Annotated in this window: 11 protein-coding genes; 7 read left to right on the forward strand and 4 right to left on the reverse strand. The window is 44.6% G+C overall.

All coding sequences use genetic code 11. The features are described 5' to 3' along the window. The first annotated feature begins 159 nt into the window (after positions 1-159). From JMY03_RS05000 to JMY03_RS05015, 4 genes are all read left to right on the forward strand, one after another. The gene (locus JMY03_RS05000) at positions 160-2415 is read left to right on the forward strand and encodes a primosomal protein N' (RefSeq protein ID WP_201601594.1); all 2256 of its coding nucleotides are present in this window, start codon (positions 160-162) and stop codon (positions 2413-2415) included. A gap of 158 nt (positions 2416-2573) precedes the next feature. Further along, on the forward strand, positions 2574-3737 hold the full coding sequence (locus JMY03_RS05005; protein WP_201601596.1) for a cation diffusion facilitator family transporter: 1164 nt from the start codon (positions 2574-2576) through the stop codon (positions 3735-3737). An 879-nt stretch (positions 3738-4616) separates the two neighbouring features. After that, positions 4617-5321 (forward strand): hypothetical protein, encoded by a 705-nt coding sequence (locus tag JMY03_RS05010; protein ID WP_201601599.1) that lies wholly within the window; start codon positions 4617-4619, stop codon positions 5319-5321. Between the two features lie 61 nt (positions 5322-5382). Next, positions 5383-7269: a monovalent cation:proton antiporter-2 (CPA2) family protein gene (locus JMY03_RS05015; protein ID WP_201601602.1), complete on the forward strand. Its 1887-nt coding sequence runs from the start codon at positions 5383-5385 to the stop codon at positions 7267-7269. A gap of 3 nt (positions 7270-7272) precedes the next feature. Here the strand turns inward: JMY03_RS05015 and JMY03_RS05020 are convergent, their stop codons facing one another. Then, the gene (locus tag JMY03_RS05020; protein ID WP_201601605.1) at positions 7273-8202 is read right to left on the reverse strand and encodes a DUF2628 domain-containing protein; all 930 of its coding nucleotides are present in this window, start codon (positions 8200-8202) and stop codon (positions 7273-7275) included. Between the two features lie 508 nt (positions 8203-8710). Between JMY03_RS05020 and trmB the strand changes: the two genes are divergently transcribed. The 3 genes from trmB to JMY03_RS05035 all read left to right on the forward strand — a co-directional run bounded on the left by trmB (position 8711) and on the right by JMY03_RS05035 (position 13325). Further along, positions 8711-9412, forward strand: coding sequence for a tRNA (guanosine(46)-N7)-methyltransferase TrmB (trmB, locus tag JMY03_RS05025; RefSeq protein ID WP_238063604.1), 702 nt, complete (start codon positions 8711-8713; stop codon positions 9410-9412). A gap of 1598 nt (positions 9413-11010) precedes the next feature. Beyond that, entirely contained in the window at positions 11011-12078 is a 1068-nt protein-coding gene (recA, locus tag JMY03_RS05030) for a recombinase RecA (protein ID WP_201601608.1), read from the forward strand. Between the two features lie 50 nt (positions 12079-12128). After that, positions 12129-13325, forward strand: a complete 1197-nt coding sequence (locus tag JMY03_RS05035) for a regulatory protein RecX (RefSeq protein WP_201601610.1) — start codon at positions 12129-12131, stop codon at positions 13323-13325. A 90-nt stretch (positions 13326-13415) separates the two neighbouring features. Here the strand turns inward: JMY03_RS05035 and JMY03_RS05040 are convergent, their stop codons facing one another. The 3 genes from JMY03_RS05040 to JMY03_RS05050 form a co-directional block, all read right to left on the reverse strand. Next, positions 13416-14126 (reverse strand): YidB family protein, encoded by a 711-nt coding sequence (locus JMY03_RS05040; RefSeq protein WP_201601612.1) that lies wholly within the window; start codon positions 14124-14126, stop codon positions 13416-13418. Between the two features lie 145 nt (positions 14127-14271). After that, positions 14272-14739 (reverse strand): protein YgfX, encoded by a 468-nt coding sequence (locus JMY03_RS05045; protein ID WP_227675488.1) that lies wholly within the window; start codon positions 14737-14739, stop codon positions 14272-14274. Between the two features lie 106 nt (positions 14740-14845). After that, complete coding sequence (locus JMY03_RS05050; RefSeq protein WP_025644638.1) at positions 14846-15121, reverse strand: FAD assembly factor SdhE; 276 nt, start codon at positions 15119-15121, stop codon at positions 14846-14848. Positions 15122-15501: the final 380 nt, after the last annotated feature.

The raw sequence follows: 15501 nt of genomic DNA on the forward strand, positions 1-15501 counted from the left end.
ATCGATAACGGCAATTTGGGCTTGCTTATTTGTGCTACTCATATTACGCATAAATAAAACGAGTACCCTCATCTATTGGTATGCTTCACTTATTAATATGTTTCACTACACTTTAAACATCACCGAATTTAACTTTTAATAAGGCTGCGAGCGTCATTTATGTTAGTTCAAGTTGCTCTACCGGTTCCGCTTTATCGAGTATTTGATTATGGCGTGCCTGCAGACTTATCTTTGCCCGAAATCGGTAGCCGCGTCGAAGTCTCTTTTGGTAGGCAGACTTTGATCGGTATCGTCATCGCTCATATTGCTCAAGCGGATAGCGATGTCCCGGTAAGCAAGCTTAAAGCCATTAATCAGTGCTTAGATGATGAACCTATCGTCGATAGCGCTATGCTTCGCCTTGCGTACTGGCTTGCGCGTTATTATCATTACCCTTTAGGCGATGTACTCGCTGTGATGCTGCCAAGCCTTGTGCGGCAAGGCAAACCGCTCGACTTGCTTATTACTCATTGGCGCATCCTGCCGCACGTCACCGATGCTGACTTTCATGCCAATGCGGTCAAGCAAAAACAGCAGTTCGACATGCTCAAGTTGCATGGCGAGCGCGGTGCGAGCGAAGATGTGTTATTACTCGAAGGAATGCAGCGCAGCTTTTTGAAGACGTTAGAAGACAAGGGCTTAATTGAGCGCTACATAGAGCACAAATCAGCGCCTAAGCCTGTGAGCTTAGCGAAGATGCCGCTTGATCTCAATGACGAGCAGCAGCAGGCGGTGGCGACGATTACTGCTGCTCATAGCGCTGAGCAGTATAAAGGTGTTTTACTCAACGGTATCACCGGTAGTGGTAAAACGGAAGTCTATTTGCAAGCGATGCAAGCGGTATTAGAAGCTGGCAAGCAAGTACTCATACTGGTGCCAGAGATTGGCCTAACGCCACAGACGCGAGCGCGTTTTGCTAGCCGCTTTGCTGCGCAAATCGTGCTACTGCATTCAGGTATGACCAACACCTACCGTCTGCAAGGTTGGCAAGACTGCCGTACCGGTCACGCGCAAATCATCATCGGTACCCGCTCAGCTGTGCTGTATCCTTTTGCCAATTTAGGACTGATCATCGTTGATGAGGCGCATGATAGCTCTTATAAGCAGCAAGACACCCTACGCTACCATGCAAGCGACGTGGCGCTATATCGCGGCCTGCAATACAAGATACCCGTCGTGCTCGGAACTGCGACCCCAACGCTTGAGCATCTAAAGCTTGTAGCAGATGGTAAGCTGATAGAGTGCCAGCTAACGACGCGTCCTGGCAGTGCCAAGCCTGCGACTATGCAGCTCATCGATGCCCGCCTGCAAACCACTCATCAGCAAACTGCAGACGATGGCGCAAACTATGACACAGGTCTGACCGATGATCTCATCAAGGCTATTCGGCAAACGCTCGAAGCCGGCGAGCAGGTATTAATATTTCTAAATCGTCGCGGCTATGCGCCGGTATTACTCTGCGAAGCTTGTGGCTGGCAAGCAGACTGTCCACGCTGCGATGCGCATCTAACGGTGCATTATAGTCGCCAAAACCAAAGCAGCTCTTATTTAAAATGCCATCACTGTGACTGGCAGGCTTACATTCCAAATAGCTGTCCGGACTGCGCCAGTCAAAACTTAGATACCAAAGGGATGGGGACGACAAGACTTAGCGAAAACTTACATGCGCTGTTTGCTAATCCGCAAACCAGTAAAATACAATACCCGATTATTCAGATTGACCGTGACACCACGAGGCGTAAAGACAGCTGGGAGAATATCTATCAGCGTATTAACGAAGGTAAGCCGGCGATTCTAGTCGGCACGCAAATGGTCGCTAAAGGTCATCACTTTCCTAATGTCACGCTCGTCTGCTTGCCTAATGCTGATAGAGGCTTTTTATCTGCAGACTTTCGCTCGCCTGAGCATACCGCGCAGCTGATGATTCAAGTCGCGGGCCGTGCTGGACGCGGTGACAAGGCTGGTCGCGTACTGATTCAAACGCTACAACCGGATAACCCACTACTGCTTAAGCTGGTCAAAGACGGCTATCACTCCTTTGCGCAGTCGTTGCTACAAGAGCGCAAAATGATGGGCCTACCTCCCTATAGTTATGCTGCGCTTATTCGCTGTGAAGGCAAGACTTTGGCGGTGACCACGCAAGCGCTCAAAGATGCCGTAGCTCATCTACCCACAGGCCATAAGCTGGCCGTTCTCGGCCCTATCGATGCGCCAATGAGTAAAAAGAACAGCCGTTATCACTCACAGCTGCTGCTATTAGCCAAAGAGCGCGCGCAGCTGCATCATATTCTCAAGCTCTGGTGGCAGCCGGTACTGGCTTTACCGAGCACAAAGTATCTTAAACTCACCTTAGATATCGATCCTGTCGGTTGGTGATTTTTATACATTTATTATTATCTGTCCGCTCTATACCTTTTTATTCTATATATTGTATGACGTTTAGCCGTTACGGCAGCGTTACAGCTTCTCATCGACAGTTATGCTAGATTTTAGCCATCGTTCTCTTATAAACTACTTTGAGTTTGAGGATTATAATGACTGGCGAAAATAATAATCATCCGCATGAGCAAGATCATCATGACCATAGTCAACATAGCTCTCACACCTATAATGAAGGGCATACGTATAATGAAGAGCAGTCCTCACCTTTAAACCCTAGCCCTGCCGCCTCTACAAATAGTGCAACCAATAGTAATAGTGATACTAAAGGCTATCAGCGCACTTTATTGATTAGCTTCCTTATTATTACCGGTTATATGGTTATCGAAGCTGTTGGCGGCTTACTCACGGGAAGCTTAGCCTTATTATCTGATGCCGGACACATGCTCAGCGACGCAGTAGCGTTAGGCGCGACCTTGATAGCCTTTAAAATCGGTGAAAAAGCGGCGACTCGTCAAAAAACCTTTGGCTATAAGCGCTTTGAGATTTTAGTCGCCGGCGTTAATGGCGCAACTTTAGTCATTATTGCCCTTATGATTTTTTGGGAGGCGATCAAACGCTTTAATTCGCCGCCAGATATTGCTACTCAAGGTATGCTGATCATCGCTACTATCGGCATGCTTATTAATATCCTAGTGGCTTGGCTGATGCACCGAGGTAGCCATAGTGGCGATAGCGGACACAGTCATGGAGAAAAACAAAACTCCTCTGACGCTAAAGAGCCTGTCAACCTCAATATGCAAAGCGCCTATCTACATGTCTTAAGTGACTTGATGGGCTCAGTGGCCGCCATTATCGCCGCGCTATTAATGATAGGCTTTGGCTGGTTGTGGGCGGATGCGCTCGCTTCTGTCATCGTCGCTGTGCTGATTTTGGTCAGCGGTTATCGGGTAGTACGCGATTCGGTTCATATCTTGATGGAAGGCACGCCAAAAGATATCTCATTAGACGCAGTCAAAGAGCGCCTGCTCGATCACAAGCAAGTCGAAAAGATTCATGACCTCCATATTTGGAGTATTACTAGTGGCCTAAACGCTTTATCTTGTCACGTGGTGGTCGATGGCGAGATGAGTATTACGGAGGCTAGTGTGCTGATTAGCGAGCTTGAACAGCGCTTGCAAGACTTAGGCATTAGTCATGCCACTATTCAGGTGGAGAGCCTATCGCATCCGCAGACGATGGCTCACAGTGATACGCTTGTTTGTGATATCTCCGAGCGAGCCGTCAGTGATAGCGGCCATATCGGCCACAATCATTAACTAAAGATTTTAGTTTAAGGGTCCAATTATTTTTATGGATTTGGAAAATAGCGGTAAATCATGCTTAACCACCAAATGATAATGGCTAACTAAATAAATAGCCAAATAAATAAGCCAGATACTAGGGCGTGTTGAACATTCACAAATGCGCACTGCTGATCGCTACTAGTTAATCAAAGCTGTGTTCTAGTCGTCGTTAAAATTGCAGATAATGCTTATTGCATTGGCTAGCTGATTTTATTTAAATAGTCGCAACGACTAGGGCGATTTTAGCATCAGCCCTCACGACAACAACAGGGACAGGACTATTTTTTGCCGCTTTATTGATAAAAATAGACGCTTAGAACGACTAAACTTACTATTTTTATCTGCAAATCGCCTAAAAAATAGTCTCTGTCAGTGCCATGGTCGAATGTTCAACACGCCCTAATAAGAGCCCCCTTATCCAAATATCTAAGCTTCCATTCATAACTTGTGGCTAATAAGCGGGCCCCATATTCGACGCCATAATGAGCCAAAACCCAAACGCGAATGCCAGTATAGATATGAGTATGATACGGATGATATTCATGATGATTTTACCAACGCTTGCTAAACCAGAAACGCTTGCTAAACCAGAGTAGCGTTATCGATGTTTGAATAGAGCCTCTTTTTAGGCATAGCGCTTCACAAACGTTATCTTGCAATATAGTCAGTTCAGAGTAAAAGTGAAATGACTATATGATTCATTATAAAGGTTTTAATGTAGATAAATGAAACCTGTAGCCGCTTATGCGGTTATAATGACGATAATTTTATCTATAATGAGCCGCTTTTTGCTATTATTTAGTAGAGATCGCAGCTTTATCAACGATTAATTTTTAATAATGAGCTATTGCCATGTCTAGACGCTCAGCACCTTTTGTTGCTCCCGACTACATCGATGATCCTGCTTCAAAGGACGGTAAGAAGCACGCCAAAGTGCTGCTATCAACGCTACAAGAAGATATCGCCAGCTTCCGTGATGAGCAGTTTCCGCCTGATATTCTACGGCAAATTCGCGATATGCCTATCTTTGAGGGTAATCTTAGCGAGGTGCACGCTTATCAGCAGCGCTGGCAGAGCTTATTGGACCGTGCTAAGGAGTTTTATCCTGCCGCAGATATGCCCCCTGATCATCTGCCACTACCTGCTAGCCTAGAGATACCGCAGTTTATCTTTAATGTGCAGCGCTTACATCTGACCAAAACCCGCGCCAAAGAATCTAAAAGCTTTGGCTCAGTCAACGCCTTGATGAATAAATGCGGTGAGTATACTGCGCAAGAGATTGAGCGTATGACTGCCGTATTTGAGGCAGATGATGAAGCTAGGTTGGTTGCGCATCGAGAGTTTATTGATTTGCGCGCTTATGTGTTCTGCCGCGATAATAAAGGTGAGATGCTAGAGCCGGAGCGCGTTCGTTTTTATCGTACCGGTCTGATTGTGCATGCGTTGCCTGATTTTAAGATTGTGGATAGTCGGCAGACCCCGCGCAAACGCCGCAATGATGCTTATAGCAATCCTATTGCCGATAATGACGTCTGGAAAATTTATCGCAAAAAATAAGTCGCCTTTTTGTTATTTTGCTTAACCTTATACGCTTGAGACTGAATGATAAGGATTTACTATGTTCGCAGCCGCCGCCGGCTCTCCAAACTTAATGCTACAAGCGACTATCTTTTTGGGGGCAGCGCTACTGTTTGTGCCGCTTGGTAAGCGCTTCGGTATTGCAACCGTTTTGGGCTACCTGATTACTGGTTTGATATTAGGCCCAAGCGCGCTAGACGTCGCAGGCGACGCTGAGAGTTTGTTGCATTTTTCTGAATTTGGCGTGGTGATGCTACTGTTCATCATCGGTCTAGAACTACAGCCTTCGCGTCTGTGGGCGCTACGCCGCTCTATTTTTGTGTTAGGCGGTTTGCAAGTCGGCATGACTGGTATCGTGTTAATGGCGATTTTATATCAGTTTTTTGCATTACAGCTTGATACAGCTTTTATCGTTGGCTTTGGTTTAGCGCTTTCCTCTACCGCATTTGTGCTGCAAATATTGACCGAAAAGCAGCAGCTCTCAAGCACGCATGGCCGCGAAGCCTTTACTATCTTACTGTTTCAAGATATCGCCGTTATTCCACTGCTCGCTGTCATCCCCTTTTTATCAGGGGTACGCGAACAAAGCTATGACTTAATTTATTTTGCTAAAGTATTTATGGTTTTTGCTGGTTTGATTTTATCGAGTCGTTATATTGTCAGACCTTTCTTTAAGTTCGTGGCTTCTAGCGGCGCAGCCGAGCTGTTAACGGCGGTAGCGTTATTTATCGTAATGGGCGTCTCTATTTTAATGGAGCAGATCGGTCTTTCCATGGCTTTAGGTGCATTTTTGACCGGTGTATTGCTAGCAGATTCGGAGTACCGTCACGAGTTAGAGGCGAGTATTGAGCCGTTTAAAGGACTGCTGTTAGGTCTGTTCTTTATGTCGGTAGGCATGCTGACAGATGTCAAGCTTATCCTGGCTAAGCCGGTGTTTATTGTCGGCTGTGCTTTGGCATTAATGGTCATCAAATTCGGCGTGGTAACGGCTATCGCCAAAGTATCAGGTAACCGCTTACCGACGAGCATCCGGCTTGGGGTGACGTTAGCGCAAGGCGGCGAGTTTGCCTTTGTACTCTTTAGCGTAGCAAGTGCGCAGAATGTCTTAAGGCCGGAGCTGGCCAATATGCTAAATCTGGTAGTGACTATCTCCATGGCGCTTACGCCATTCGCGTTTTTATTACTCGAAAAAGCAGGCGAACCTTTATTTGCAAAAAGTAAGCCCAAGCGCGACTACGACACTATTCCTGATCACGAGCATCAAGTCATTATTTCCGGTTTTGGCCGTGTCGGTCAGATTATTGGCCGGGTACTGCGCATGCACAATATCGAATTTACCGCCATTGAGCGCTCAGCGAACCGCGTGGATTTTGTACGTAAATTTGGTAATAAAGTCTATTATGGCGATCCCAAAAACCCAGAGATTCTGCGCGCCGCTGGTATCAATAAAGCGAGGTTATTTATTTTGGCCATCGATGATCTAGAGCGCTCTATTACCACTGCTGAGTATTTACGTAAGAATTATCCAGATTTGATTGTTTTAGCACGAGCGCGGGATAGGCAGCATTACTACCGTCTGCGTGAGGTTGGGGTTCGTCATATATGGCGCGAGACTTATTTATCCTCCTTAGATATGTCGCGTGAGTCCTTGCAGTTATTGGGCATCTCCCCTGAAAAAGCGCGCGAAACGGTGCAGACTTTCCGCGATTACGACGATGATTTGATCGAACGCCAGCAGGCCATCTATGATGATGAAGCAAGCCTTATCGAATCGGCGCAGTCGGCGATGGCTGAGCTTGAGAGTCTCTTCGATGAAGATATAGATAAAGCGCGCAAAATGGACTTAAGCGAGTTTTATGAAGAGCTTAAAAACCAAGCCACGCCAGTTGATAAGGATCAAGACCCTCTACCCCATTCAAAAAACTAATGCTTAATCAGCCACGCAATAGGCCGGCGCTTGCTTTTCATTTAATGAGCTCGTGCAGCGCCAATTATCCTGATTTGGTAGATGATAAAACACCAGTGTCTGACCGTTCAAATAGCGCAGTGGAAACCTGACATTTTGAATAGTACCTGTCACGGTACAGTCGGTTTCTGGCACGCTTGGCGTTTGCGTATCAATGTGCACTTGTATTTTTGGGTTGCTAGTCGCTATCGGCAGCTGAGTAGGACACTCGCCTGTTTGCTGATAAGCTAGAGCCACCTGATTTTGTGCGGTTTTGGTGATATCGTAAGCATCGAATAGCACTTCGTTTTCTTTTGGCTTTGCGATAATAGGTAAAAACTGCACCTTGATGACCGTTAAGGCAAACACAAAAATAGCGAATCCCAGTCCTAAACCAAATAAGCTGACGCCGCCTTCACGCCGTAGTATGGCTTTTTGCGCTGCCTCATCACGCGGATGATCGTCTAAAGCATCGGCGATCTCACGCCTTGCCATTCGGTAGTAATAAGCGTCTGTCCAGCGCGCCACCATAAATGACCAAAACAACCAAATGATAGCGGCAATCGCGATACGCAGCGGCATCTGATAAGCCAGCGGAATAAATGACATCGCCGCAAATTCAACAAAGACTAAAACGATAGTAATGGTGAGCTGAATAAATGACCAACCGGCGACACTATAGACGATCGCATCGATGTAACGTTTGCGATAGAGCAGCCAAAAAAAGGTCATAAAAAAGGCGGCCCAATGCCACTTAGGAGACAGATATCCTTGCTCATCGAACTGCTCAAAGCGCTTGAGGTAATAGTCTTGGCTACGGTGGCTGATGAACCACTGGTCTAGCTGCTTGCGCCGAGCAGCGGTCAGCTCTTCTCGGTAGAAAGGGGGCGGCGTATCCGTCTCGATAAATAGCATGGTAGTGGCCCTATTGTTATTTTAAGCATTGGGGCTTTTTTAGAGAGGCTGAAAGGTCGTATTAAACGTGTTTGTCTAATAAAAATAGAGCACTTAAAAATAGTAAACTTAGGATGCAGCTTAAACTAACTAGCATTAGTATAACTATTATAAGATATCGCTAAGCTCAATGCATCCGCTAATCAAATGCTAACCAGCTTTTAGGTTCGCAGTTTAAGACGGCGTTGGAGCTGCCTTTGACTAATCCAAGCCTTTAAATGCTGTTCGCGCTTTTGCTCGCTATATTTCGCTTAAAAACCCAATGGATTTAACCTATAATACCTGTCTACTTATTACTTTATAAAGTCTTAGCCATATTATGAGCTCACAATCTCCCTCCGATCATTCTATTGACACTCCAGTTGCCAGTCCAGTAGATCATTCAGTAGACAATAGCAGCGATAGCCGCTCTGAAGCCGTTAGTACTGCCTCTACAACTGACGACAAGGAGGCTAATAACGATAAGCATATGCGTATTGTGAATACTTTTATGAAGCGCCGCACGCATATGAATAAAAACGCGGAGCAAGCGTTAACCGATCCCAAGTTTGCAGAATATCTAGTCAACAACAGTTTTGGCGATGGTAATCTTGACGGCATTGATGATCTACGTGTCTTATTCAATGATAGTCCAAACGGTAGCAATGCACCGCTCACAGTAGAGATAGGTTTTGGGCTCGGGGACTCTTTGATTGAGATGGCGATAGCCGATCCGACTCGCAACTTCATCGGTGTTGAGGTGCATGAGCCTGGTATTGGTAAATGCGCTTATATGGCAGGCACGCAAAACCTGACTAATATCAAAATTATCAACGGCGACGCCATACAACTGCTCAAGCAGCTCCCTGAAAACCATATCGATCGTATTCAGCTCTACTTCCCAGATCCTTGGCGCAAAAAACGCCATTTTAAGCGCCGCTTTGTTAGTGCTGAGCGTATGGCGATTGTCACTCGCACTCTAAAACCGGGCGGCTGGTTTCATACCGCAACGGACTGGGAGCATTACGCTTTTTGGATGCTAGAAGTACTCGATAACTTTGCAGGACTGAGCAATCAAGCCGGTACAGGCAACTTTACACCTCGTCCTGATTTTCGCCCGATGACTAAGTTTGAGCGCCGAGGTATCGACCGTGATCATGGCGTATGGGATTTGATTTATACCAAAGACTAGGGCGTGTTGAACATTCACAAGAAGGCACTGCTGATAGCTAAAATCGTTCTAGTCTAAGGGAAAATTGCAGGTAATGCAGATGCCTTAGCTAAATTTTTACAACGACTAGGGCGATTTTAGCATCAGCCCTAACTACAACAACAGGGACAGGACTATTTTTTGCCGCTTTATTGATAAAAATAGACGCTTAGAACGACTAAACTTACCATTTTTATCTGCAAATCGTCTAAAAAATAGTCTCTGTCAGTGCCACGGTCGAATGTTCAACACGCCCTAGTCGCTATCAGACGCCCTATAGTCAATATCTAAAACCTTATTTACGTACCATAAGCGACTGCTACCAACAGTCGCTTTTTTGCATCTTGAGCGCTTCTATTTAGGGTTTTGCTGCGAAATACTAAGACGTCTCAAATTTTTACTAACAAATAGACAAATTATCTCCCTTTTTAAACGTGAAACCTCGTGCTCAAAAGACTCTCAAGCCGATATGTTTAAGGTGTTTATATCAAAAATCGATAGACTCTAATAATTTTCAAATTTGTGCAATCATCGATAGAATAAGGGGTTGCAGAGTTCTCCCCAGAAGCTGTGGATAACCCTGTGGATAACTAGGTACTTGACAAGGATATGAGTCGATAGCTTAACGCTTTAGGTAAAATTGGTCATTTTTTATACAATTTATTTTTATAATAAAATCAATTACTTACTTTAATTTAAAACAATAAAAAATTATTTATAATTATTTTAAAAATAAATTTGATTGCCGCAAATGTTTCACAGCGAGCAAAATTTTATTTTATTTTGCTGTGGACAACTATATTTGCTCTTGACAAATCTGTATTTTTTCAGAGCGCACAAATCATATTATTTACTCTTCATTCAGGCTAGCTGAGCGCTAATAAAAACCTATAAAAACTATAAAGGTTAGGCGACATCTGTTGTCGTTTAGAGTGAGACAAACTCATTATTTAGCTTGGATTTTGTTATAATTACCTCATCTAATAATCAAACAAAAAGCGCATTCTTATAGGCTTTTAGTTTTTAACTCTATCATTTGCTTAGGGCGTATTGAACATTCACAAATGCGCACTGCTGATCGCTAAAATAGTTCTAGTCTAAGTGAAAATTGCAGGTAATGCTTATTGCATTGACTAGCTGATTTTATTTAAACAGTCGCAACGACTAGGGCGATTTTAGCATCAGCCTGCAGGGACAGGACTATTTTTTGCCGCTTTATTGATAAAAATAGACGCTTAGAACAACTAAACTTACCATTTTTATCTGCAAATCGCCTAAAAAATAGTCTCTGTCAGTGCCAAGGTCGAATGTTCAACACGCCCTAGTAATTCTTATAAAGGTTTTATCAGGAGTTAGTCAGTACAGTAGCTACCCTGCTGACGACTACGCTCTAAACTTAATTTTACTGCTAACGCTATTTTTTTTACTGTATAGTAAAGATAGCTATCTAAGTCATAGCCCTACCCGTTTCGACTATTTTAGGCTTATAAAGACTATCCCAATTCACTTACCCTGTTTACTTAGTCACTCTTATATCTTAAAACATCACTTGTAAATTCATTACTGACAAGGAGTCCATTATGGACGACAACAAAGCAAAAGCACTCAAAGCAGCACTAGGACAAATCGAGAAGCAATTCGGTAAGAACACTATTATGCATCTCGGTGACGATTCTGTTGCTATGGATGTCGATGTAGTCTCAACAGGCTCTCTAGGCTTAGATATTGCCTTAGGAATTGGCGGCCTACCTAAAGGCCGTATCATTGAGATCTATGGCCCTGAGAGCTCAGGTAAAACCACCATGACGCTACAAACGATCGCTCAATGCCAAAAGCAAGGCGGTACTTGTGCCTTTATCGATGCTGAGCACGCGCTTGATCCGGTTTATGCCCGTAAGTTAGGCATTAATACGGACGACTTATTGATTTCCCAGCCTGATAATGGCGAGCAGGCACTTGAGATTACCGATATGTTAGTACGCTCAGGTGCTATCGATATGATCGTGATTGACTCGGTCGCCGCACTCACGCCACGTGCGGAGATTGAGGGTGAGATGGGCGATTCGCATATGGGCTTGCAGGCGCGTCTGATGAGCCAAGCACTACGTAAAATCACTGGTAATGCTAAACGCTCCAACTGTATGGTGGTGTTTATTAACCAGATTCGTATGAAGATTGGCGTCATGTTTGGTAGTCCAGAGACCACGACAGGTGGTAACGCACTGAAGTTTTATTCTTCGGTGCGGATGGATATTCGCCGTATCGGCGCGGTCAAAAACGGTGATGACATCATCGGTAACCAAACTCGCGTTAAAGTCATCAAAAACAAAATGGCGCCGCCGTTCCGCCAAGCCGAATTTGAGATTACTTATGGCGAAGGTACCAACCATTTAGCTGAAATCATTAACCTTGGCGTTGAGATTGGCGCAGTAGGCAAAGCGGGCTCTTGGTATAGCTACGGCGATGAAAAGATTGGTCAAGGTAAAGCCAACTCAGTGCTCTATCTCAAAGAAAACCCTGCCATCGCAGAAGAGATAGAAGCTAAGATTCGTGCAGAAAAGCTAGGGTCAGGGACAAAAGAACAGCCCGAAGCTAACGACGAAGATATAGACGCCGCTCAGGACTTAGAAGCATCGCCTATACAGTAATGGCTTAAGCACAAAAATCTTCATGCTATTGAATAGCTTATAGGTTAAAAATGCAGATTAAAACATTAGCTGAAATTCTAGCCGAGTCGGACACCGACTCGGCTAGTTCTGCTGCTAGCAGTAAACCAAAACGTCATAATAATAAAAGCTTAACTACCAAAAATACCGAGCTATTTAATCGCAGAAAATCAAAAAAAGCACAGCGCGTAAAGCAACAAAGCGCAGAGCCTTTTTCTGAGAAGAAAACTCATACTACATCCACTGATGAGAGTGACAAAAGCTTTTTTGCAGAGGATTCTTCAAGCTTTGATGCTTTATCCCAATCTTCAAATAAATCATTAGCTAAACCTTCATCAAATTCCCTTAAATCAAAATCAAAAAAACGCAAAAAGCGCTTCCATGCTGCAGCAATTTTTGTCGCTGAGCACAATGATACGCCCGCTTACGTGCCGCCAGACTCACAAAGCATTCAGCAGATGCTAGCTGAAGTTAAGCGCAAGGTACATACAGATGAAGATCATACAGACGGCAGTAGTGACAAAGCAGACAGCTCTCACGATACCGCCAAACAAGTAACCGATAATATTGCGACGTCTCTTGATCAAGAGAACACAGAAGCGTCTACAGCGGCGTTCACGGCTTGCGAGATAGACAACCTACCCTCGGCGCTTAAAGCTTACCTGCGCACCCCTGAACAAAAGCAAGCCGAGCTCGATGCTATCAAAGCTGAGAGCCGTTTGCGCTGGTTGGCTTTTTATTATCTGTCACGGCGTGAGTACGGTAAGGCGGAGCTCAAACAAAAGCTTATCGACAAAGAGCAAGACCCGGATAGTATTAATAAGCTGCTTGCTGAATTTGAAGAGAAAGGTTATCAAAGTGACTACCGCACTACCCTTATGCTAATTCGTGAAAACATTCGTAAAGGCCGCGGCCGTCAGCGTATCAAGCAGGAGTTTTATAAAAAGCAAATCACTATGCCAAGCAATATTGATGAGCTCATTGATATGGCAAATAGTGAGTCTGAAGAGTTTCGCGAGTTCGTTGATCCTGATGACAGCTTAGTTGAGGGGGTTGATTGGCTCAAACTAGCGGTAGAGGCTCGCACTAAGAAGTATGGTGACACTATACCAGTGGAGCAAAAAGAAAAAGCTAAGCAGCTGCGATTTTTGCAGTATCGCGGCTTTAAGACGGACATCTGTTTTCAAGCGCTTAACTATACTTTAGAAACTTTGGATGAGCGCTTTTAATTTTAAGCCTTCGATAGAAAAGAGCCTTTTAATAAAGGCTCTTTTCAAAATATGACCAGTTAGGTTTAACGGGATTTTATCTGACAGTATCTATTTTAAAGTACCTAGTCGACTCGATAGCTGACCGATAATCTGATCAATCTCTTGATTCGCTTCTTTCTCATTATCTAAGTTACCATTTGGGGTCAGCTGATTCATTACCTCAGGTAACAGCTCTGCTAGCCCTTGGCGAACTTCGCTATCATTAGCGCCGGTTTGCGCGGCCACTTGCTGAATCTCGTTTTCGTCAAATAGACGATTGATCTCATTAGGATCTAGATTATCATTAGGCTCACTATTGCTCATCCAAGAGCGCGCTTGTGCTTCATGGCCCATACCAGTAATCTTCGATAACGCACCGCTGAGACCACCATTGCGCTGTATCCAGCTTAGCACCATCGGCATCAGCGCGGCTATTAGCATACCCTTACCGCCAAAGCCGCCTCTACTACGTTGACCACCGCCAAGCACACTGCCTAAGATATCGCCAAGGCCGCCTGCACCTGAGCTCATACTGCCGCGCTGTGCGCCGCCGCCTAAGCCACCTAATAGATCATCTAGACCGAAGCCATTATCTGCTTGACGGCCGTATTGCTGCGGGTTATAGCCACCTGCCGAACCGCCGAGCACACTGCCCAATATATCACCAAGACCACCCGTACGGCGCGGGCTAGTGCGCTGATTGATCGGATTACGCTGCGCATCATTTGGATCCATAGCACTACGCGCGACTTGCGAAACTAAATTTCCTAATAAACTCATAACTCTCTCCTTTTATCGTTATATTTGTTTTCAACAGCCCTAATATAACAAATCCATTTATATAGCTAGAGAGGTGTTTTGTTATGGCTTGTATCGTCTAGTAGCTTATAGATTTAGGGCGTGCTGAACATTCGACCGTGGTACTTTAATCGCTTTGAGTAGCGCCATCGACACTATTAGCTAATACGCTCAGCTGTCGCCACTGCTCAGCGCTCACTTGATCGCGAAATATGGTCACGGTAAAGGGCCGCTGATAAGGTTCAGTTATTATCAGGGTTAAATGTATCAACCACGGATAGTGATGGGCTGTAGAGAGCGTAGCTTGCCAAAGCTCGTCAGCGCGTCCGGTACGCATCAGCAGCTGCCAACCTAGATCGATGCGTTTGCTCATTGGAGGCTGACTAAGATGCATTAAGATTGGCCTTGATAAAGCCAAATAACTCACAACTAAAGCAGCTACTAGCAAAATGAGCACATATTGCCAAAGCCATAATTTCGCTAACCAAGCGAGTAGAATAATAATAGCTGTCAAACTGCCATATAATAAGGCACGCAAATAGCTAGTAGGCTGTACAGGAGTATCAATCCGTAACGATAAGCGCGACATGGTCATCTAATTATCCAGCAAATTGCGTAAAGTAGAGCCGAGTGATTAATACCTGTACAGTTTAGCGCACACCTGTACAGTTTAGCACAGTGCCTAACGCATTAAGTCCTTACTAGGTTAAGTCCTTACTATGACGCCAAGTCTTAATTTTATTGACTAGCTCCCAAACCGCAGCGTCATCCGGCTGACTTTGATTGGTAAAATAATCTAATAAATCAGGGTCTTCATATGTGAGCAGCTCAGCAAAGGTAGCTTGCTCGGCAGTATCAGCCGCTAGATAAAGCTCTTTTACGTAAGGATCAATATAAAAATCTAGCTCTTTGAGGCCGCGACGGGCTTGATAAATAATACGGCGCTGTTCAGCGGTAGGCTCGGGTTGGGTAGTCATAAATAACTCTTTAGTCGTTAACGCGCTTACTGGTTAAGCGCTTATTAATAATATGATGTTTGATTGAAAACACGCTTAGTTTATATATAGCCGATACTAAATAAAATGGATACGTTATTTAGGGCGTGTTGAACATTCGACCTTGGCACTGACAGAGACTATTTTTTAGGCGATTTGCAGATAAAAATGGTAAGTTTAGTCGTTCTAAGCGTCTATTTTTATCAATAAAGCGGCAAAAAATAGTCCTGTCCCTGTTGTTGTCGTGAGGGCTGATGCTAAAATCGCCCTAGTCGTTGCGACTGTTTAAATAAAATCAGCTAACCAATGCAATAAGCATTACCTGCAATTTTAACGGCGACTAGAACACAGCTTTGATTAAC

Origin of the sequence: Psychrobacter submarinus, from assembly GCF_904846685.1 — a bacterium.
Lineage (GTDB): Bacteria > Pseudomonadota > Gammaproteobacteria > Pseudomonadales > Moraxellaceae > Psychrobacter > Psychrobacter submarinus.